Raw genomic sequence first — 20,477 nt, 5'->3', positions numbered from 1 at the left:
TCCGCCGGGGATTCTGGGGCGCATTCGCGGATTCTGGCCTGCCGCATTGACCCGCTGGCTCAGGGCGATCTCGGACGCCTGGCGTGCGCATTACTTCGCGAACCATTGCGGTGAAACGCGGATGAGCCACCCAGCCGCTAGCGCCGCCAACAACGCGGCGTCAGAGGGCAAAGTGATCTTGTTCCGCGACACCTGGAAGTCCAGCCCGCCCAGTTGCATGAGCGCATTATCGAAAACCATCAGTGCATATACTTCCGGACTGACGCGCTCAAGAACTCGTTGGCGGATCTCGTAAACCAGACTCGCGGAATTGCGCTGGCGCGAAGTGGCATCCTCTCGAACGAACCCCAGATCCGCCGGTAACGCCTGATTGTAGAAGGACCCGCAGTATTCAACCAGTCCTTCGTCAAGAGAGCCTACTGAGTGCAGAAGAGTTGTAACCTCCAGCGTGGCCAGATCCCACCCGCTGAAGCCTCCGCCGAACGCAGCAGCGTCAAAGATATAGCCGCGAACCACCTTCGCACCGACATCGAGCGCAATGTTCGTGATGTTGAGGTCTCCGTGGATACATGACTGGCGCGCTAGGCGAATGGGTGTCTGCTGCAATCGTAGAGTATCGTATACCTCGGCCGGATCTGAAAAGAGCGTCGGATCGAGAGCCGGCGGCGGACAACTATGCTTCTCGTACTGGTTGCGGATCCGTTCAAGATCGTGCCAAGACCATAAGATGGATGCGATGGGCAGCTCATCGGGTGACTCAGTCCCGAGTCTATCGGTTTGGCTGCAAACATCGTCGACGATCCCAGGCAGGAACGGTAAGGTTGATGATGGATCACGCATGAGAAACGACGCCAAAGAGGTGGGGCGACCAGACTCCTCGCCGACCTTCTCCGTTACGAGAACAGCAGCAGTACCTGACGAACACTTGGACCGGATGTTGATGTGCCCCAATTTGTGCTGCATCACGTCGGCGGCGCGGAAGACTGATTCTGCGCCGTCAGAGGGCCAGAGCTTGAAAAAAGTGGGGCGGGACATACCGGCTCCGTCATCCAGTACGAACTTTCCCATCAGGACCTTTGTCCACCCCGCGCCGCGGGCCTCCTGGCACGTGGGGGAACAGCTTTCCGCCGACCACCACTCTACGTCCACGCCTGAACAGCCTGATTGGTCGAGTACACAGCGCCGGAGCAGATCGTCGTCGCGAGGCGACAACGTAGGATACGTGAACGATCCACCGTTTCGCAAGTGAATGCCCACGTCGGTATAGCGGTGCGCGTTTCGTACCGCCGTCTCCAAGTCGTCGTCCAAGCCTACGCCTTTGGCGAGAACTCTTCCAAACGAAAACCCGCTTAGGACGCGCGATTGTAGCTCCGTCTGGCGCGCTTGGTCGAGGTGGCCGCTGATTACCAGCAGGACGGGAACGGGATAGGCGTCCCGGTTGGCACAGAGGTCCAACACCATGAGCCCGTTCTCCACAACCGTGGGCGGCGGGTGTCCGGGGTGATCCGGTATCAGCAGGTCCAAAATCACCAAATGGAATGCGGTTTCGGATGCCAAGGCCTCGACCGCGTCTTGAAGGCAGAAGGCGTACCGACAGTGCAAGTCGGCGCCTTTGCCGCGAAGCCTCTCAAACATTGCCTCATACGCAGCCTTTGCCTTTTGCTCATCTTCAACAACTAGTACTTCAAGTGCTCGTGGGTATCCCATCAGACCTCCAGCGGAAACACAAGACACACCCTATAATCTCCGGCGCCGCATTCGATGAGCGTGGCGGACCCTTGAAGTCTCTCGATCGCCTCCTGCACTTCGAGGAGGCCGCGCCCGCGTCCCGTAGCCTGTCCAGTAGAGAACTGCTCTCGGAACGCAACACCCACGGCCTGTTTCGGAAAACCAGTCCCATTATCCAACAAGATAAGGGATATGCGCCCCACATCGAGAGTACTCTCGATCGTGATTGAGCACCGTCCGTCTACCGCTTGGTGCGAGTTGATCCAGAGGTTCCAGAATATGGTGTCAAGGAGGAAGTCACTCGCGATTATGCGAGCTGTACGCGCGCGCCCATCCGGTAGGCGGAGATCGATGGGAGAGTACTTGATCCCATACGTCCGCGTCATATCCTCAATCCAGCCCAACAGGCAAACGGAGCGGAGGCGAAAAAACTCATCATTACCCTCATCGTATTCCACCACTCGTCCCAACGTCCGTAGTGCGTCTTTCAATTCGGCCATTGCCGAAAGCAACCCGGTTTGAGCCAGATCGTCTCGGGCGCCTGACGCGAGGTCTGATATCCGCATCACCGCGGCGTCAACCCCCATCAGCGAATTGCGAACCTTGTGGCTCAAACGGTTCGACACGTAACGATATGCCTCAACAAGGAGCGGTTCGGCCAACGATGCCGTTGGAGGAGACTTGTGGTCGACAAGATCAACGTCGGCCAAGGCCGCTACAATCGCACGTTTAGTGAACTCGTCTGTTTCGACCGCCCGCCATCTGACGAGATGCCCAACCACCTTCCCTTTGTCCGCGCGTTCGCGCACGGCGTTCGCAACCATTTGCCGGAGACGACCGTCTCCCGGAGCAGCGATGCGCGCCAGAAAATGCTCCAGGACGGGCACGTCCGCATCCAGGAGCTCGCAGAACAAAACGCGAGCTGACTTCGGATCCTCCACCACCAAACGCTGAAGCCGGGCATGCATTGGGGTACTATCGGACCCTGTCATACCGCTGCCTCCGGAGCTCAAATGCCTCGCGACCGCCCTCTAGCAGGTCTATGATCTCGTCTTGACACTCATCCAAGCTGCCCATCTTCTCGATGTAGCCTTTCCTACCATCGGAGTTCAGTACCACGACTAAATCAGCTTCTGCCAGCACTGGAATGTTGGCATTGTGGGTGATAAAGATCATCTGACGCGACATCTTCAGCCGCCGCACTACCTCCACGACCGTGGCGTAGATGAAGTGATTGTCGAGATTATCTTCAGGCTGATCGATTACAAGTGGCGTCTCGCGCCGGGCTAGAAGCAGTGGAAGAAGGGCTGTGCATTTCTGACCACGGGACAACTCGGAGGCATCTTTAAAGTTGGGATCTGCTCCACTCGATACGTTAAGCTCGATAGCTATACGATCTTCGATGGTGGATACCTCCAGGCTGAGTGGATCGATGCTTTGGCGAAAGGCGTCAAGTATGCGGCGTGATCGTTCAGTGCCGAGTGATACTTGGTGCTCAAATTCCATGAGATCATCGTTCAAAACAATCTGGGCCAACTGCTCGGGCCTGAGGCGCATTAGGGCACTCAAGATGTCTTCATGGTTCCTGACTCGAGCGCCTTTCAAGCCTTCCATTAGCATCTGCTGATAGCTCAATGCGTCAGCGTTCCGCAGTACCCGAATGCGAACACTGGTGCCAGCGTCGGCCTGTAGTTGGGTTGCTACCTCTTCCCTCAGGCACGAGATACGATCACGTTCTACCAAGTAATCTGCCTTGAGCGAAGACCTTCCTTGTAAGAGATCCGTTAGGCGTGCCCTAGCATTATCGCGTTCCCTCTCAAGGCCATCGAGATGCGCTACAGCTTGTTCTGCAAGCGAACGTTCTTGGACCGCGAGGCTGGCTGAGCGGTTCAGTTCCTGCATCTCGATTACAAGGGCGGTATCTCGCGCATTCAATTCGTCCATCTGGGATCGAATGACACTTAATGCATCGATGGCCACGTCCAGTCGCAGGGCCACAGCAAGTCCGGTGGTATTGGCTTCTTCCAAGGCGGCGGAGGCCACCTTCCATCCCTCCCGCAGCAGCGATGAGATCGGCGATTGAGCCTCTTCGGCCTGCGGCGAACGCCCGGGTAGCGTTCGGAGTGATGCTTCTCGGAAAGTGTCCTGGATCGACCTCAAAGCATTCACTAGTGACTCTAGTTGTTTAGTTCGGCTCTCGTTATCCTCGATTCCTCGTGTCAGCCGGAGAAGATCAGTGGAGGCTGCCGTTGTCACAGCCGGAAGCGAATCGAGTCGGGGCCGGGCCTCCGCGAGTTCCTCGATGCCCTCTGTAAAGTCACTGATGGACCGCCTGATCGCTCTGATCTGATCCGCATTTGCCTCGAGTAAGCGGCGGCAGGTTGCCAAGGATATCTGAATCTCCCCTAGTTCCCGGGCACGAAGATCATCAAGAAGAGAACGGCGTTTCTCGCCGACGCTTTCATCTGCTATGGCCTCGATCTCGGCGCTGCTGTATCCGTCAATCGGGAGAAAGGTGCCTCGGTCTAGGTCGATCGCCGTGACCGCGCCGTTGTCCGACGTTACAACGGCGGGTTTGCGAAAGCTTCGCTGGACGTGATACCCGGGTAGTTGTCCCTCAGCAGACGTCCGAAGTGACACGATCGAGTCGCCCAGGTTTGCCTGGATGAGATCCAGGCGCGGTCTTGTTGCACCGGTAATGCCGCCTATCCCGTACCGGATGGCTTCAGCAAGCGTGGACTTTCCGCTCCCTCGGGGCCCGATCACGCAGGTTAGGCCGCGCGGAAGGCGGAGCAAAAAGCCTGGTAAGAACCCTCCACTCACTTGGACTTCATCAATATACCACTTCGACATTTAAGTAACTCCATCGGTGCCGCTGGAACGCACCGCCCAATTTCGACTGAGCGATAGGCTGAGTACCCTGTCCCAAATCTAGGCAGTCGGGCTGCGCTTAGCGCAGGTAGGTGGGTCCTCGTAGCTAATAGGCAATCTTGGTTGAGTCCCTCACGGGGATATGCACCTGAAACGCGGTGGATATGCCAGGGGAAAACTGAGTATTTTATCTGTATATCTACTTAGTGTGCGAGCCCTACACGGTTCGGAGACATCGTTTCACCTACGCGAATCGGTCAAGCGCAGTCCGTACGGTGTTGCCACGAGACACAAACTCAAATCTTGGACAGCATCATACACAACGCCCATAGGTCACCCTGTCCGGTGAACCCAAGGGCAGACGAAGGGTGCAGTTGACCCAAGATGACAGGTGGTTGACACCACGAAAAGGCATGTCTGCATCGCCAACGGTCACGGCTCACACAGAGCCGCTCTGGCGATGGCCTGTTTGTGGCGTCACCCAATCACCTGAAGCTCAATAAGCAAATCTGCAGAAGTACTTGTGACAACAAACGATAAATGTCGCGGGATCACGTTCAACATATCTGACAGAATACTCACCAGCCCCTCTTTAGGGAGCCCACCCGAAGGTGCCCTCCACGAGCGTGTCCTCGCCGTCCGAGACCCATCCTAAGCGCATCCCCCTCCGGTGGCCACAGAACGACTCCGCGTACAGCTTCAGGAGCGCCGAACCCCGCAGGATCTCGGCGTCGCCTGCAAGATGGTCGATCACCTGCCGAGAGACCAGCACGATCAGCTTGGCTCGGGCACGCGAGGCCATCACGTTGAAACGGTTCAGGCTCATCAGGAACTGCTCTTCGTCCCGGATCGCGTCCGGATCGCCAAGCGCGAAGGACGCGATGATGACGTCTCGCTGCTGCCCCTGGAATCGCTCGACTGTGTCGACGGCGTCGCGGATCGTCTGCGCCGCCACTCCTCGCGGCGCGAAGATGCCTTGGAGGCGTCCGACAATGAGCCCCTGCTGGGCGCGGTGGGGCGTGACGACGCCAATGCCTGACTGCCAGAAGTACTCGGACGAGCATGCTGCGGAGTCCGTCGGCAGGACGTTGCCGGTGCGCGGATCGCGCTCATTGAGGAGCTGCCCCCCGACGTTCCCGTGGAGAAGCGCCACGAGGGAGGCGACGGCGTCGGCTTCGAAGCGGTTCCACTGGCTGCTACGGTTCTCGTCGTAGAGGAAGCAGCAGGCCGGGCGGCCGGGATCGAGAAACGCGGCCCACTCCCGTGTCCAGAAGAGGGTGGGGGGCCAGTCTGCCGGTGCTTCGGCAGGAAGCGCGGACACGAGGTCCAGCTCCAGGTCGGGGGAATATGCGCTGAGCTCGCGGCGGTATCCGGCCCGAAGCGAGAACCCCACGAGGGTGGCGTTCGAGCGGTAGTTGAGGTCAAGCATGACCGAGGGCACTCCGTGCCTCAGCTCGCAGTAGGTATAGACGGATCCGACGTGGTCCTCCAGTCCCTTGGGCGGCTCGGCCTTGTGGATCGGCGGCAGCTGCTTGCTGTCCCCTGCCAGGACCACCGCGCCGCCGGTGGCAAGGGAACAGAGCGCCACCGCGGCGTGCGCCACATCCATCTGGGACGCCTCGTCGATGAGCACCAAGTCAAAGAGCCCTTCGACCGCACTGCCGGACCCGGCAAGCATCAGGTTGTGCACCTGGTCCGCCGTCCCGCCGACGATCGTAACCCCCCGACTGGCTAGCAGGCGGGCGTGAAGCGCAAGGAGTTCCTGGCTCGGGTTCCGCTGGTTCACTGGGCGGTCGATAGAAGCCGGGACCGATGCGTCGACCGGGCTGCGGTAGGATCGCAGGCGGTGGACCTCGACATCGCCGGCAAGCAGGCCTGGTGCCTTGGCGTTCACGCCCAGTAGGACGTTATCCGTCGCCCGGTAGGTGAACGCGCATACGAGGATCCGGAAGGGCCGGCCGGTCCGGAGGGCCTCGTAGGCGGCGCCGAGGACGATCGCTTGTGCGGTCCGGCTCTTTCCCGTGCCCGGCGGACCCCAGATGAGCTGGAGCCGGCGCGTGAGCGCCTGCGACCACGCGTCCCACTGGGCGGGATTGAGGTCGAGGCCGCTCGCTACCAGCTCCGCCCTGGCCGCCGGGAGCTCCCTCGCCACTGGACTTCGGTGCAGGTCGGCCGCCGTCCAGAGCACCTCGGCTGCCGGTGACATCGGCGCGGGACGGGCCCCGCGGCCCGTCAGCCCGACCGCCCTGCGCACCGCTGCGGCCGCTACGGCCACCTGAGGGTTGCCGATACCCTGCAGGGCCGCCAGGAGCTTGCGGCTGAAGTAGTCGTGTTGCACCGGGTCCAGGGTCACCTCGGTCGTCAGGTTGGCGCGGCCGAAACGCTCGAGGTCGTCTAATCCCTGCGGCCAGCGGGTGTTCGGGTCGAGGGCGATGGCGGCGTTGTCGCGGTCGATGCCGACGACCGCAACCGCCGTCACGTCCCCCATCAGCGTCCGGTCGCCGCTCCCGTCGCCCGGGTCGGGAGGACTTCCCAGCGCTACCGAGGACAGCGTGCGGTCAAGGAACGTCGGATCGCTCTCGGGGGCGAGCGCGCAGGAGAAGTCTCCTTCGCGGAACTTCACCTCGCGCGAACCGTGACGCAGCCGGTAGACCCGACGGCCGGGCCTGGCAGACAGCCCCATTGCCTGCAGGGCTTCCAGCTCTCCCGCCCCGGTGAGCCGCGCGATGAGGCGCGCGCTCCGGAAGCGGGCTTCGCGCTCGTGCGCCGGCATGGCCCGAATCTGCTGCACGTCCAGTTCCTCGAGCGCCTGGTTCAGCTTTGTATACGCGTGCCAGAGCTGGCCGTCGTCGCTCACCCGGTTCTGGCGGGTGGGCGGACCGATGCTGATCGGTGGAGCGTGCTGTACAAGGTGGGCGCGCAGATCCCGTTCGAGCCGCTTCGTCACCGATTCGAGGGCGCGCAGCCGCTTGACTACTGTCTCGCGCAAAGTCGCCACCTGCTCGGACCAGTTCGGCCTCGAGGAGTGCGACCAGATCTCGTGGGCCCGCTCGGAAGGTACCTGGTCGCTGAGCGCGGTCTCGAAGTGAGGGTGAGTGCTGAAGCCTGCCAGGTTGTCCGGCAGCCCCGCGTCGTGGTAGTGGCGGGCGACGTTGAGCAGGGTGTAGTAGTGGGGCACCGGTGCCGCCAGGACTGCCTTGGCCACGTCGCCGACGATCGTGACCGGGGAACGCCGGACCGTGAGCGTCGGGTTCGGCAGCAACTCCTCCGGCGGGAAGAGCCAGGCGAGCTGCTGGAGGTTCCCGTCTTGCAGGATGGAGTCTAGGTGCCGCCCGACGATGCGCGTGAGGTGCTCGTATGCGAGGCGGTCCCATAGGTACACCTGGTATGTCGTGCCGGTGTTTCGCCCCCGCGCGTCCGCCAGGATGCGCTGCAGGTGGTCCAGGAAGGCGAGGAGTTCGCGGCGTTCCCTCTCGACGTCCTTCCCGTCGACGACGAAGACCTGGTCCCGCCACGCATGGGTCGCCCGCCCGCCCGCGCCATGCCCGGCAACCCAGGGCTCCACCCAGAAAGCCTTGATTCCGAGCGCGAACGTGATGGCGCTTCCGACGTCGAAGTGGACGTCCAAGTAGATACGCAGATCGGCCCATCCGGGCATGAGCGCCGACGTGCCGCCATTCGGGGGAAGGCCGGCACTACCACTACCCAGCGAGCGGGCTCTGCCGGCGACCACCGTGCGCGTCGCGCGAAGCGCCTGGTGGCCGTCGAACGCCACGTGATCCGGCTCGCACTGGGCGAGGGATGGCACGTCGGCGATGCCGGCTTCCTTGAGTGATAGGGTGGCGCCGCGGCTGACGAACGCGACGCGGCTCAGGTGGCCGTCCCGCTCCGCCATCGGCAGGCAGTGGTCGGGAAGCTCGGTAGGCCGGCCTTGGGCGTCCAATCGCGGTTCGCCAAGGTATTCGCAGCTCTGGCAGCGGTTCCCAACGTGCCACGGCAGGCTCCTCCAGTCTGCCTCGGCCAGGACCGGCGGGACCTCGTCCTGAAGGAAACGGCGCAGGCGTATGGCGAGCACGTCGAATGCGCCGCCAAGGAACTCCAGGTCCCCTTCAAGAACATCCATGAGTTGCTGGGTTGTCAGGGCGGTCCCCTCGGCTGCGGCCTCCCTTCGCGCAGAAGCGAGAGCAGAGGCTTCGTGGCTGCCAGGCCATACCGCCCCGTCCGGGACCACGACGAATCGGTTATCCAGGCCATTCTGCTGCAGCCAGGCCGCCAAGGTGAGCATGTAGTACACGACTTCGCCGAAGTACCCGACCGACGGCTCGGAGGCGAGCTTGATATCGATCACGCGGAGTTGCAGTCGGCCGTCTTCGGGTGGCAGCACCGTACGGCTCCCGTCAGCTCGGATTCCTTCGACGCTGGTCCGCGCCGGCAGCACCTGGACGAGGTCCGGACGGACGTCGGAGTACCGGAGCCCCAGGCCCGCCCGGTGCCCCGCGATGAAGAGGGCGTCCTCGAAGGCCGACGTGACCTCATACTGGGCTTCGACGAGAAAGGTCCCGGGAACCGCCCGCCCGAGCAGGTCGCGCAGCGGCTCGGCGACGTAGAGGGTGCGTCCGTCGGGGAGCGCTTTCGGCGATCCCACGAGGGCGGCGGCCCCGAGCGCTTCGGTCAGATCGCCGAGCTTTTCGGCCTGCCAGTCCTCACCTTCCCGCCGGATGTGGTGAAGGCCCGGACGCGGAGGCTGGGGGGCTGGCATGCCCTGCGCTTCCCGTTGAGCCCGGTAGGATTCGTTGTCGGGGTATAGGGTGAAGCGCAGTTGCCGCTGGCACTCGGTGCGGAAATACTGCGATATCGCTGTTTTGGAAAGTAGCGGCACGGTCATTGCCTCCTATGGGACGGGCGCGCCTCCGTGGCCGCCGGAATCCTTCTCCGATATCAGAGCCGGCGCCGCCTGGAGCGCATAGCTGAGGGTCATGGCATCCGGCGATAGGGCGCCCTCGGTGCAGCGAACGGCGAGATTGGCGCACAGCAGGTTAACCATGTCCGGATCGCTGAAGCCGAGTTCGGGCGCGATTAGGCGGGAGCCCCATCCCCGTACGTCACGGACGGCCTCGTCGACCGATTCGGCGCTGACCATCAGCTCGGTCCCGGTCGTACGCGCATGCTCGGTTCCCTTGCGGCAGGTGACGACCGCGTCCCACTTGATCGTGCCGGCAAAGGTATGGAGGCCGCCGCGCCCCTCGCCGCGCATAGGAGTGACCCCGGTGCAACGCCAGCCCGCCCAGTGCAGGGATCCAGCCACGGCCAGCCATGCCTTGGGAGAGCGGTGGTGGTAGGTGAAGACCATTATTCCGGCGTCGCGAACGACGCGGCGGCACTCGCCGAAGATCGCCGTCAGTGCGGAGAGGTATTCGGCAACCGCATCCTCGCTGTGTGAGGACAGCGCTAGATTCTCAGCCAGTGGAGCAGGCCGGCGCGGATCCTCGTACGGCGGCTCGGCGATGCCGAGTTCCTGCTGCCAGGCGAGATAGAAGTCCGAGAGCTCGGAGTAGCACACGTTGTCGAAGTACGGCGGGTCCGTGAGCACCAGGTCGACGCAGCAGTCCTTCACGGTTCGCAGCTCGGTGGCCGAGGCGACGACGACCGCAGCCCGCGCGCTTCCCGAGGTGACCTCCTCCGCCGTGCGGGCGACGCTGCCGTCCGTGGAACCGATGGCATAGGTCGAAGGACGGCAGCCTCCCGCAGGATCGAGATCGGTCGGATTGGCTGCGAACTGGATGGCGTCGCGGAGCTTGGCGACCGCGTTCGGAAATGTACCGCGGCCGACCGGCGCCCACGGGTTGAGCTCCACCGGGCGCACGATGTGCCGAAAAGCATGGATGGAAAAGAGCGGCGCCAACCTTCGGTACCCAAAGGCGTAACCCGCGTACATGCAGTTCGTCGCCAAGTGCTCGCTGTACGCCAGGCCGACCAGCAGGCGGTCATTCCCCGGAAGAGCGAGCACCTCGCGACCCAGCAACGCTAGGTGGAGCCGCTGCCGGGCGTTGAACAGGTCCGTGTAGAGACGGACGCCGTGGATGAGCGGCCGGCGGTCGGAACGGCCCTCGGCCGGAATGGGACGCACCGGCGACAGCGGCCGGTCGATTCCGGCGAGGCGCCGTCTGGCGCTGTCGAAGAGTTCTCGGTCCGATGCGCCCGCAGCCTTAAATCGCCGGATAAACCCGCGGCCGGTAGAGTCCAGGTATTCCTGTGCGAACAGCGACCATCGGGGCGGTTCTTCCGCCGGCGCGAGCGGCTGCTCGTGACGGCACTTCGGACAGGTAAGCCTGTTCCGGTCCAGCGTCCCTATCGCCGGACGGGTCATGGTTCCGCAGGAGCAGGCGATCTCGACGGAGCTGGCTGGCACCTCCCTCACCGCGTGGCAGCCGCTGCAGAAGGTCCACTGCGTTCGCTTGTTCCACGCGAGGCGGAAATGGGGATGGACCTCGATCCCTTCGCCGCATTCGCGGCAGGGTACCACCTGGACCCAGAAGTGGTGGAGCACCTCGCGCTCCGACCCGTCCTCCGCGACCGTCACGTGGAAGGGGCGGACCTGGGTAGAGACGGCGCACTGGACGCGTTCCGCGGCCGCGAGCGACTCCGCGAACCCTGCCGCCCCGAGTTCGAAGCGGGTGATACCGACGGCGACGGGGTCTATGTCGAAGCCTATCACCCTCGCCCCGCAGCGAGTTGCCTCCACGAGGCTCGTGCCACCGCCGACAAACGGATCGACCACCACCGCATTCTCCAGCTCAACCTCGCCGAAGTACGTATTCCAGAACGAATCCGCAGCGCTCTCGGGCAGAACGAGGCCGGTCAGTATGGCACGGAACTGCGAGCGCACGCGGCGGGCGAACCACCTGTGGACGCGGAAGATTGGACTTGTGCGATGGCTCTCGCGCAGGGCGAGGCCGGCAAGCTCGGCAACGGGTATAATGCCGGCTTCGAGAAGCGTGCGCGCCGGGAACCCGGCGAAGGGGGTTTCTGCGGGCACGCTGGAAGCTGATTCGCCTTGGTTGTCCGGACGAGACTTGTCTGAACACCGAGACTTTACCCAAACGGGCATACTGTCGCTCCTGTCCGCCTGGATTTTCGGGCGCGGGCCATTTTACACCGTGCCACCACGATGGCCCGTCCCGAGGCCGATGCGATTTCGCTGGCGGGTAATGTCCCCGCGAGCTCCGAGAACCCCAGGCGCACTACCGAGGGCTACAAACATTATGGACAGTGTACGCCTGTGTGCTCAACTCGCCTCGCTCTCGCCGCCGCCAGCAGTAAGCGCATCTGTTAGCTGAGCGTGGATTCTGCTAAGATGCCAGTAGATAAGAACTACGCGAAGGGCGCGTGGGGACGTTACAAGCGCTACATATGACACAACTTGAGAACATCGAAGCGATTGAGCGGCGGCTTTGGAGCGCGGCCGACCAACTCCGGGCTAACTCAAACCTCGCCAGCAACGAATACTTCATGCCCGTTATGGGGCTCATTTTCCTGCGCCATGCTTACAGCCGGTTCCTGGCCGTCAAGCCTGAGATCGAAAAGAAGCTTCCTTCGCGCGGGGGCGTGACGCGGCCACTTACGAAGGAGGACTTCTCGGAGCGTTCCGCCATATTTCTCCGGCCGGAAGCGCAATTCGACTACCTGGTCGCCAATGCTGACAACGCCAAGCTGTCCGATCTTGTCGTCTCGGCGATGGAGTCGATCGAGCAGGACTACAAGGGTCTCGAGGGCGTACTGCCCAAACAGGAGTACCAGGAGCTCGACTACGCGATCCTCGGCAACCTGCTTCGCACGCTCAACCCCGAGGCTCTCAAGCGCGCCAACGGGGACATCTTCGGCCGCATCTACGAGTACTTCCTGACCCAGTTCGCCGACCAGGGCGCGCACGACGGCGGCGAGTTCTTCACGCCAATTTCGCTTGTCAGCTTCATCGCCAACGTCTTGGAGCCGAAAAGTGGTATCGTCGCCGATCCCGCCTGCGGATCGGGCGGCATGTTCGTGCAGTCTGCCCACATCGTGGAGCGAAACCACGAAAACCCGGCGGAGAAACTCACCTTCAGGGGCTACGAGAAAAACAAGACCACCGCCAACCTTGCCAAGATGAACCTGGCCGTTCACGGACTGGAAGGAACGATTACCTCCGGCAACGACGCCAACAGCTACTACAACGACCCCCAGAACCTGCTCCACGCCTGCGACTACGTCATGGCCAATCCACCGTTCAATGTGGATGAGGTGGACGCCGACAAGGTCAAGAACGACCCGCGGATCACGTTCGGCCTGCCGGGAGTCAACAAGGGCGGTAAGGTCAGTAACGCCAACTACCTGTGGATCCAGTATTTCTACAGCTACATGAACGAGTCGGGGCGGGCCGGATTCGTCATGTCCTCGCAGTCCTCGAGCGCCGGCCGGGACGAGGCCAAGGTGCGGCAGCGCCTGGTGGAGACCGGCCACGTGGACATAATGGTCTCGATCCGTTCGAACTTCTTCTACACGCGGTCTGTCCCGTGCGAGCTCTGGTTTTTCGACAAGGCGAAATCCTCAACGCGGACCGACGCGGTGCTGATGCTGGACGCGCGGAGCATCTTCCGCCAGGTTACGCGTAAGATCTGTGACTTCAGCCCCGAACAGCTCCAGAACCTACTCGCAATCGTGTGGTTGTACCGCGGGGAGCGAGCGCGGTTCCTCGAACTGGTGGAGGATTACCTTAGAAGTATCTGTACCGAGAGCGCGGCCGTTCCGGCGGAGCTTGCCGCTTTCGACGCTACGCTTGCTAATCTCTCTGGACACTTCGACGGCCTCTCGATGGCGGTGGATGGGCACGCCGACCCCGAAGGCGTCAAGAAGCAGGATATCGCAGGGTCCGTGGCCGAGTTGTGCGCGGTTGTCTCGCTCTACAAGGCCGACGAGGAGGAGCTTATTCGAACCCTTGACGCTTACAGAGGGAACTATGCAGCTACGTTGCCTGATACCAACGATTCCCAACACGCGGCTCGGGTGGCTTTCAGTCCCATCGCCGAGGCGGTCCGCGGCCTCGTGAAGCAAGTTGACCTAATCTACAAGCTCGCCGCCCGCGTTACCGACATGGCTTCCGGGTTCACGGTAGATGAAACGATCAGTTGGGCTTATGATCGTCGAGGTGCCGCGAAACTCGTGAAACGTCTAGATGCGGATCGCAAGTCGGCCGTTGAGCAGTTGAAGCGGACCAACTACTTCTACCGTCAGGTCGCTTGGTTGCAGGATCGCTTCCCGGATGCCGAACTGGTGGCCGTCCCCGGTCTCGTTACGCTCGCAAACCGGGCTCAGATCGAGGCAGCCGACTGGAGTCTCACCCCCGGTCGCTATGTTGGTGTCGCCTCAGTTGAGGAAGACGATGACTTCGATTTCGAGCAGACGGTACGCGATATTCATGTTGAGCTGGCTGACCTCAACAAAGAAGCCGCTGAACTGGCGGCGCAAATCCAGGTGAATATCGAGGAACTTGGAGTATGAGCTGGCGAGCGCTTACCGTTGGCGAATTGGTAGATGCTGGACTCGCTGACATCCAGACGGGACCGTTCGGAACCCAACTGAAGGCAAGCGCCTACACCAGCGAAGGGACGCCTGTCATCAACGTCCGCAACATCGGCTATGGCGGCCTGCGGACAGAAAAGCTCGAATTCGTCGCAGGCGTAACAGCGGAGCGGCTGGCAACACATCTCCTCGTGCCACAGGACATCGTGTTTGGCCGGAAGGGGGCCGTCGATAGACACCTCTACGTAACCGCAGGGCAAGATCATTGGATGCAGGGGTCGGACTGCATTCGCCTCCGCTTTATGACCGACGAAGTCATCCCCCGGTTCATTTCCTATGGGTTCTTGGCTGCCTCTCACCAAAAGTGGATGCTGACTCAGTCTGGGAATAAGGCTACGATGGCCTCCCTCAACCACGACATTATTCGACGGATCAGCCTACGTTTGCCGGCACCTTCCGTGCAAACCGCAACGGTGGACGTTCTCTCGGCCTACGACGACCTGATCGAAAACAATCGGAAGCGAATCGTTCTACTAGAAGAGTCGGCGCGGCTGCTATACCGGGAGTGGTTCGTTCGGCTCCGTTTCCCCGGTTACGAGCATGCCCGTATCACCAACGGCGTACCAGAGGGATGGGAACGAGTACCAACGCCGAATGCAATCGAAATAAACCCATCGGTAAGACTCTCAGATGCGGCCGAGCATTGGTCGGTTGAGATGGCCGATCTTCTCCCTGGTAGCATGTTGATTCAGCAGGCAACCCGGCGGGATGGACGATCCGGGAGCAAGTTCATGAACGGTGACACGCTCTTTGCTCGTATCACACCCTGCCTGGAGAACGGCAAGACCGCCTTTGTTGCTTTCCTGGAAGACGGTGAAGTCGCACGCGGTTCGACCGAGTTCATTGTGCTTCGATCCAGGCGCCTGACTCCGGAATTCGTGTACTTGCTTGCGCGAACCTATGACTTCCGGGAGAACGCCATCAAGAGCATGATCGGTTCCTCCGGGCGGCAGCGTGTCCAGGAGAGCTGTTTCCAGAAGTACCCGGTCTTCGTTCCCTCGGCCACGATCCTCAGCGTCTTCACGGAAACGGTGCGCCTGCTATTCCAACAGGTAAAGACACTTCATGCGCAGAACCAGAAGCTTCGCGCTGCCCGTGACCTACTACTGCCGCGCCTGATAAACGGGGAGATCGTCGTATGAGCCTCAACGAAGACACCCTGGTCCAGCAGACCTCTGCCGACTACCTGCGCGATGCCTTGGGCTGGGATTCGGTCTTCGCATACAACCAGGAAGACTACGGCGACGGCAGTCTGCTGGGCCGCAAGGACCAGCGCGAAACGGTGCTCACCCGCGACCTCGAGGCTGCCCTCCGGAGTCTCAATCCCGAACTTCCCGATGCCGCCTACCACGACGCCATCCGGCAGCTGACCGAGGCCAGCGCCAGCCTCTCGCTCCTGGCGATGAACCAGGAGAAGTACGCCCTGGTCCGGGACGGCGTCCAGGTCACCTTCAAGGACGCCAACGGCGCCGTGCAAAAGAAGCGCCTGGCCGTACTCGACTTCGACGATCCCGAAAACAACCGCTTCCTCGCGGTTCGGGAGCTGTGGATCCAGGGCGACATCTACCGCCGGCGCGCCGACATCGTCTGCTTCGTGAACGGCCTGCCGCTTGTCTTCGTCGAGTGCAAGGCGATCCACCGGGACCTGCGCCGTGCCGTCAACGAGAACCTCGCCGACTATCGCGACACGATACCCCTCGCCTTCCACCACAACGCCCTGCTCCTGATTGGCAACGGCGACAAGGGCAAGCTCGGGTCGCTGGGGAGCCGGTACGCCTTCTTCCATGAGTGGAAGCGCCTGGAGGAACGGGAACCGGGCGTCGTGGACATGGAGACGCTCCTTAAGGGGGTCTGCGACAAGCGGACGCTTCTCGACATCGTCGAGAACTTCATCCTATTCGACGACAGCTCCGGCAAGCTCGTCAAGATCATCGGCAAGAACCACCAGTTCCTCGGCGTCAACCGGGCGGTCGAGGCGGTCCGGGAGCGGGAGGCCCGGGCGGGCAAGCTGGGCGTCTTCTGGCACACCCAGGGTAGCGGTAAGAGCTACTCCATGGTGTTCCTAACCCGCAAGGTCCACCGCAAACTCGGCGGCAACTTCACCTTCCTCGTGGTCACCGATCGGGACGACCTCGACGGCCAAATCTATAAGACCTTCGCCGGCTGCGGGGTGGTGAGCGGGGAACCCGATCAGTTCCGGGCCTCGTCGGGCGCCCACCTCAAGCGCATGCTCAAGGAGCACAAGAGCCACGTCTTCACCCTGGTGCAGAAGTTCAACCGGGACGTCAAAGAAGGAGAGCCGTGGTCGGAGCGGAGCGACGTGATCGTGATCAGCGACGAGGCACACCGTACCCAGTACGGCCGCCTTGCGCTCAACATGCGCAACGCCCTGCCGGCCGCCAGCTACATGGGCTTCACCGGCACCCCGCTGTTCAACAGCGACGAGATCACACGGCAGGTCTTCGGCGACTACGTCTCGACGTACGACTTCCAGCGGGCGGTCGAGGACGGGGCCACGGTCCCCCTGTTCTATGACTCGCGCGGCGAGAGACTCGGGCTGGCGCACACCGAGCTCAACGAGAGGATCGCCGAGATCCTCGAGAAGCTCGACGAGTACGACCTCGACGCCGCCCAGCGGGCCCGGCTGGAAAGCGATCTGCAGCGCGACTACCACGTGATCACGTCAGAGGCACGCCTGGCCCAGGTCGCCGACGACTTCGTCTGGCACTATTCCACTGCGTGGGAAAGCGGCAAGGCGATGCTGGTCTGCGTCGACAAGGTCACCTGCGTGCGGATCTTCGACCTGATCGTCCCTCGCTGGCAGAAACGGATCGCGGATCTCGAGTCTGAACTTGGGCGCCTCGGCGACGAGCAGGAAGTCGTGTTCCGTATGCGCCAGGTAGCCTGGATGAAGGAGACGCTCGCGGCGGTGATCGTCAGCGAAGAGCAGGGCGAGGTCGCCAAGTTCCGCGCTGCCGGCCTCAACATCGAATTCCATCGCAAGCTGATCAAACAGGGGTTCACGCTCGGCGACGGAAGCACCCTTGAGGTCGACGCCGCGTTCAAGCGCGAGTCGCACCCGTTCCGTATCGCCATTGTCTGCGCCATGTGGCTCACCGGATTCGACGTACCGTCGCTGGCCACGCTCTATCTCGACAAGCCGCTGAAGGCGCACACATTGATGCAGGCCATCGCCCGCGCCAACCGCGTGAACGAGGGCAAGAACAACGGGCTGATCGTCGACTACTGCGGCATCCTCAAAAACCTCCGGCGCGCCCTGGCGACATTCGTGAGCGAAGGCGACTCCGGTCGTGACGGCATCGGTCCGGACGAGACCGATCCGACGCGTCCCGAAGAGGAGCTGTTGGATAGCCTCGTCGAGGCCATCACTTTGGTTGGGGGCTTCCTCACCGAGCGCGGAGTGTCCCTCGAAGCGATCACCTCCGGAACCGGCTTCGGGCGCAACGCGGCCATCCTGGCGGCGAAGGAGGCGGCGAACGAGACCGACGAGACCCGAAAGCAGTTCGAGGTAATGGCTCGCGAGGTGTTCAGCAAGTTCAAGTCATGCATCACGATCCCCGGCCTCAACGAGCACAAAGGCGCCTACGATGCGATCAACGTGATCTACAAGAGCCTGCAGCACGATCGCCAGGAAGCCGATATCAGCGCCATCATGCGCGATCTCCACGCCGTCGTCGACCAGGCGATCCGGCCTGTTACCGACTCCACTTCCGGAGACTTGAGCAAGCCTTACGACATCTCGAAGATCGACTTCGAACGGTTGCGCCAGGAGTTCGTCAAGAGTCCGAAGCGGAACTCAACCGTCCAGGAACTCAAGGCCGTCATCGAAAAGCGCCTCGCCCGGCTCCTGAGCCAGAACCCGCTGAACGCCGACTTCCAGGCACGGTACGAGGAGATTGTCGAAGGTTACAACCAGGAAAAGGACCGGGTGACGATTGAGAAGACGTTCGAGGCGCTGATCCGGTTCATAGGCGAGCTGGATTCGGAGGAAGAGCGCTACGTCCGCGAAGGCCTGGACCCGGAGTCACTGGTCATATACGACTTGCTCAAAAAGCCCGAACTCTCGGCCAGGGAGATCGGCCGGATCAAGGACGTGGCGGTCAAGTTGCTGGCGATGCTGAAGACGGAGAAGCTGAAGGTGGCGCAGTGGCGCGAAAAGGAGGCCACACGCGACGCCGTCCAGCGCTCGATATACGACTTTCTTTACAGCGATTCCACCGGCCTGCCGGAAGCGTACGCACCGACCGAGATTGCGGCGAAGGTCGAAGCGGTGTACCGCCACGTCTATTACGCGTATCCGACAGTGCCCTCGCCGGTCTTCGCTCTCGCTTAGGAGTGCCGCCTAACGCTTCGCGCACGCTCTGGGGATCTGTTTGCGGATGCCCGTCATCCGACAGCGAAACTCAACCATCTGTTCGCTCGCGCCAAAATGAAGCGCCATCGCCTGCTTGTCCATCTTCCGGACCATCGCCCAGACCAGGCCGGCCCGCGGCACCTGCAGCGCTCCTCCGAGCCAATTCGCCTCATCCTCCTGCGCCTGGTCGTATGTCCTCAGGAAGAACGGACAGTCCCGTAGGTCCAGGCGCGTGGCGGGATCGTGCCTGCAAATGAGGTGGGCAAGCTCATGCATGATGTCGCTCTCCTGACGGCGAAGGCTGTGGCTCGGGTTGCATATGATGATCGAGAAGCCGGCGCGCGTCAGCGTTACGCCAGACCAGCTTCCTTCGTCGGCTTCAAGGAGCCTGCTCAAATCCATCGCTGATAGCCCGGGCACATCGCGCGGCGTAATGATGCGGATGCCAAGGTGCTTGGCCAAGTCAGCGGCTGGGAGTTTCATGTGGCCAGCAAGCGACAGCGTCTTCCGGTAGGCCAACGCTTCGCGCTCAGCATCCTGTTTGAACCCTCTTCTCATCGCTGCGTCACTCTCCTTTGCCGATCTCACCCTTTCCCATCGCTTCGTAGGCGAACCTGATCATCTTGATGAGCGCCTCGGACGTATCGGGGTCGAGCGTACGATCCGCCTTCAGGTGTGCGGCGACCATATCCCTCGTGCTCATCTCGCTGGCGTGAGCAGGGGCTTCCTCCCCGCCCGTCCTGCGCCGAAAGTGGTCGGCCGGCATCCCGAGCCAATGACAAATCCGCATGTATGAGTCCAGATCGGGAATCTTCCCCTGCTCTACTCGCGAGAGCGTGGACGCGGAAACCTCGCCGATCTCCTCGGCTACTGCCCGGAGACCGCGGTTGCCCCGCTTCGCCTTCACGGCGGCGGCAAGTTCGCGGATGTCTATCTGAGTGGCCATGACGTCCTCCTTCCTATGGTTGTTGCGTTAATAATACACTATTTCGCACTTGCAACGCCAGCCGACTTGCTGTACAATATGTAAGACGGTGTATGACTTGTAATACACCCGGGTCGGATCCCTGTCAACCCACTTGGGGGATACAGGGTGGACCGGTCCATCGCGGGTCCGGCGACGGCGGGGCCGACACCCGTGCATACAAATCATCCGCCAAGAAATCGAGGTTGCTATGGACACGGACGAACTAAAGCAGAACGGCGGTGCGAAAGACGCATCGCATCCCGAGACCGGCCCGACGGTCTCTATCACAGTCAACGGGAAGAGGGTTGAGATCCATCGCGGCCGCCAGACGGTCGCGGAGATAAAGGGACGAGGCGGCGTTGCCCTCTCCGACGTGCTGGAGCAGGTCGTCGGCGGCGTCCTCACCCCGCTACCGGACGACGGCGCCGTCACCATCAAGGGTGGCGAGGCTTTCGTCAGCCACGTCCGCGACGGCAGTTCCGCCTAAGGATGGAAACAACGGAAATGGACTTCAACGAAAACGAAATCCAGGAACTCCGCCACCTGTGCGAGAAGGTGGAGCAGCACGAGGAGGGCGGGGTCAGGTACCTGCTCTTGCGGCAACTCCACCTTCCCGCCGGGTGTAGCCCGGATCGGTGCGACGCGCTCTTCTGTCCAAGCGGCGCGCACGGCTACGCGGCCAGGCTGTTCTTTCCGCAGCAGATCGCATCCGGCAAGACGCTGAACTGGAACGCGCAGCACCGCATGCTGGAGTGCAACTGGCACGCCTTCTCCTGGCAATTGTCAACGGCGCCTGAAAAATCCCCAATTGGGCGCGGGTGAAAATTCCCCACCTGTCTGACCTTGTGGGTCAGTTCTTTGGTTTGCTGTCTTCCAGCGCTATCGCCGGAGCGGACAACAGTCCTGCCTTCTTGCGTTCCT

At 62.0% G+C, this 20,477-nt stretch carries 12 protein-coding genes; 5 read left to right on the top strand and 7 right to left on the bottom strand.

Translation table 11 applies throughout. From position 1 onward, the window contains the following. Positions 1–90: 90 nt before the first annotated feature. From VGM51_02490 to VGM51_02470, 5 genes are all read right to left on the bottom strand, one after another. Positions 91–1,068 carry a hypothetical protein gene (locus tag VGM51_02490; protein HEY3411904.1) on the bottom strand — a complete coding sequence of 326 codons (978 nt, stop codon included), beginning with the start codon at positions 1,066–1,068 and terminating at the stop codon, positions 91–93. A gap of 638 nt (positions 1,069–1,706) precedes the next feature. Continuing rightward, positions 1,707–2,696: an ATP-binding protein gene (locus VGM51_02485; protein ID HEY3411903.1), complete on the bottom strand. Its 990-nt coding sequence runs from the start codon at positions 2,694–2,696 to the stop codon at positions 1,707–1,709. A gap of 7 nt (positions 2,697–2,703) precedes the next feature. Next, positions 2,704–4,581: an AAA family ATPase gene (locus tag VGM51_02480; GenBank protein HEY3411902.1), complete on the bottom strand. Its 1,878-nt coding sequence runs from the start codon at positions 4,579–4,581 to the stop codon at positions 2,704–2,706. Positions 4,582–5,191: 610 nt separating this feature from the next. After that, a complete protein-coding gene (locus VGM51_02475) occupies positions 5,192–9,484 on the bottom strand; it encodes an AAA domain-containing protein (protein ID HEY3411901.1) in 4,293 nt (1,430 codons plus the stop codon). Between the two features lie 6 nt (positions 9,485–9,490). Next, entirely contained in the window at positions 9,491–11,635 is a 2,145-nt protein-coding gene (locus VGM51_02470; GenBank protein ID HEY3411900.1) for a DNA methyltransferase, read from the bottom strand. A gap of 374 nt (positions 11,636–12,009) precedes the next feature. Here VGM51_02470 and VGM51_02465 point away from each other — a divergent pair, with 374 nt between their 5' ends. From VGM51_02465 to VGM51_02455, 3 genes are read left to right on the top strand one after another with little or no spacing between them, the layout of a single operon-like run. Then, positions 12,010–14,133, top strand: a complete 2,124-nt coding sequence (locus VGM51_02465) for an N-6 DNA methylase (GenBank protein ID HEY3411899.1) — start codon at positions 12,010–12,012, stop codon at positions 14,131–14,133. Next, positions 14,130–15,356 carry a restriction endonuclease subunit S gene (locus tag VGM51_02460; protein ID HEY3411898.1) on the top strand — a complete coding sequence of 409 codons (1,227 nt, stop codon included), beginning with the start codon at positions 14,130–14,132 and terminating at the stop codon, positions 15,354–15,356. The genes VGM51_02465 and VGM51_02460 overlap by 4 nt, the downstream gene beginning before the upstream one ends. Further along, a complete protein-coding gene (locus tag VGM51_02455) occupies positions 15,353–18,568 on the top strand; it encodes a type I restriction endonuclease subunit R (GenBank protein ID HEY3411897.1) in 3,216 nt (1,071 codons plus the stop codon). Before VGM51_02460 ends, VGM51_02455 begins: the two co-directional genes overlap by 4 nt. 9 nt (positions 18,569–18,577) lie before the next feature. Here VGM51_02455 and VGM51_02450 read toward each other — a convergent pair whose 3' ends face one another. Then, on the bottom strand, positions 18,578–19,147 hold the full coding sequence (locus VGM51_02450) for an ImmA/IrrE family metallo-endopeptidase (GenBank protein ID HEY3411896.1): 570 nt from the start codon (positions 19,145–19,147) through the stop codon (positions 18,578–18,580). A 7-nt stretch (positions 19,148–19,154) separates the two neighbouring features. Then, a complete protein-coding gene (locus tag VGM51_02445) occupies positions 19,155–19,535 on the bottom strand; it encodes a helix-turn-helix transcriptional regulator (GenBank protein HEY3411895.1) in 381 nt (126 codons plus the stop codon). Between the two features lie 229 nt (positions 19,536–19,764). Between VGM51_02445 and VGM51_02440 the strand changes: the two genes are divergently transcribed. Together VGM51_02440 and VGM51_02435 are read left to right on the top strand one after the other, a co-directional pair. Further along, positions 19,765–20,043, top strand: coding sequence for a hypothetical protein (locus tag VGM51_02440; GenBank protein HEY3411894.1), 279 nt, complete (start codon positions 19,765–19,767; stop codon positions 20,041–20,043). A 17-nt stretch (positions 20,044–20,060) separates the two neighbouring features. Further along, on the top strand, positions 20,061–20,378 hold the full coding sequence (locus VGM51_02435) for a hypothetical protein (protein ID HEY3411893.1): 318 nt from the start codon (positions 20,061–20,063) through the stop codon (positions 20,376–20,378). Positions 20,379–20,477 lie beyond the last annotated feature (99 nt).

The organism is Armatimonadota bacterium, assembly GCA_036504095.1.
Lineage (GTDB): Bacteria > Armatimonadota > DTGP01 > JAKQQT01 > JAKQQT01 > DASXUL01.
The sequence above is the reverse complement of the archived record's forward strand: the minus strand, read 5'-3'. Positions and strand labels throughout refer to the sequence as shown.

What these genes read in the sequence shown, in the direction of transcription:
- VGM51_02450 (HEY3411896.1), bottom strand. Translation starts at nt 19,147, where the DNA reads ATGAGAAGAGGGTTCAAACAGGATGCTGAGCGCGAAGCGTTGGCCTAC.
- VGM51_02440 (HEY3411894.1), top strand. Translation starts at nt 19,765, where the DNA reads ATGGACACGGACGAACTAAAGCAGAACGGCGGTGCGAAAGACGCATCG.
- VGM51_02435 (HEY3411893.1), top strand. Translation starts at nt 20,061, where the DNA reads ATGGACTTCAACGAAAACGAAATCCAGGAACTCCGCCACCTGTGCGAG.
- VGM51_02475 (HEY3411901.1), bottom strand. Translation starts at nt 9,484, where the DNA reads ATGACCGTGCCGCTACTTTCCAAAACAGCGATATCGCAGTATTTCCGC.
- VGM51_02465 (HEY3411899.1), top strand. Translation starts at nt 12,010, where the DNA reads ATGACACAACTTGAGAACATCGAAGCGATTGAGCGGCGGCTTTGGAGC.
- VGM51_02485 (HEY3411903.1), bottom strand. Translation starts at nt 2,696, where the DNA reads ATGCATGCCCGGCTTCAGCGTTTGGTGGTGGAGGATCCGAAGTCAGCT.
- VGM51_02480 (HEY3411902.1), bottom strand. Translation starts at nt 4,581, where the DNA reads ATGTCGAAGTGGTATATTGATGAAGTCCAAGTGAGTGGAGGGTTCTTA.
- VGM51_02460 (HEY3411898.1), top strand. Translation starts at nt 14,130, where the DNA reads ATGAGCTGGCGAGCGCTTACCGTTGGCGAATTGGTAGATGCTGGACTC.
- VGM51_02445 (HEY3411895.1), bottom strand. Translation starts at nt 19,535, where the DNA reads ATGGCCACTCAGATAGACATCCGCGAACTTGCCGCCGCCGTGAAGGCG.
- VGM51_02455 (HEY3411897.1), top strand. Translation starts at nt 15,353, where the DNA reads ATGAGCCTCAACGAAGACACCCTGGTCCAGCAGACCTCTGCCGACTAC.
- VGM51_02490 (HEY3411904.1), bottom strand. Translation starts at nt 1,068, where the DNA reads ATGGGAAAGTTCGTACTGGATGACGGAGCCGGTATGTCCCGCCCCACT.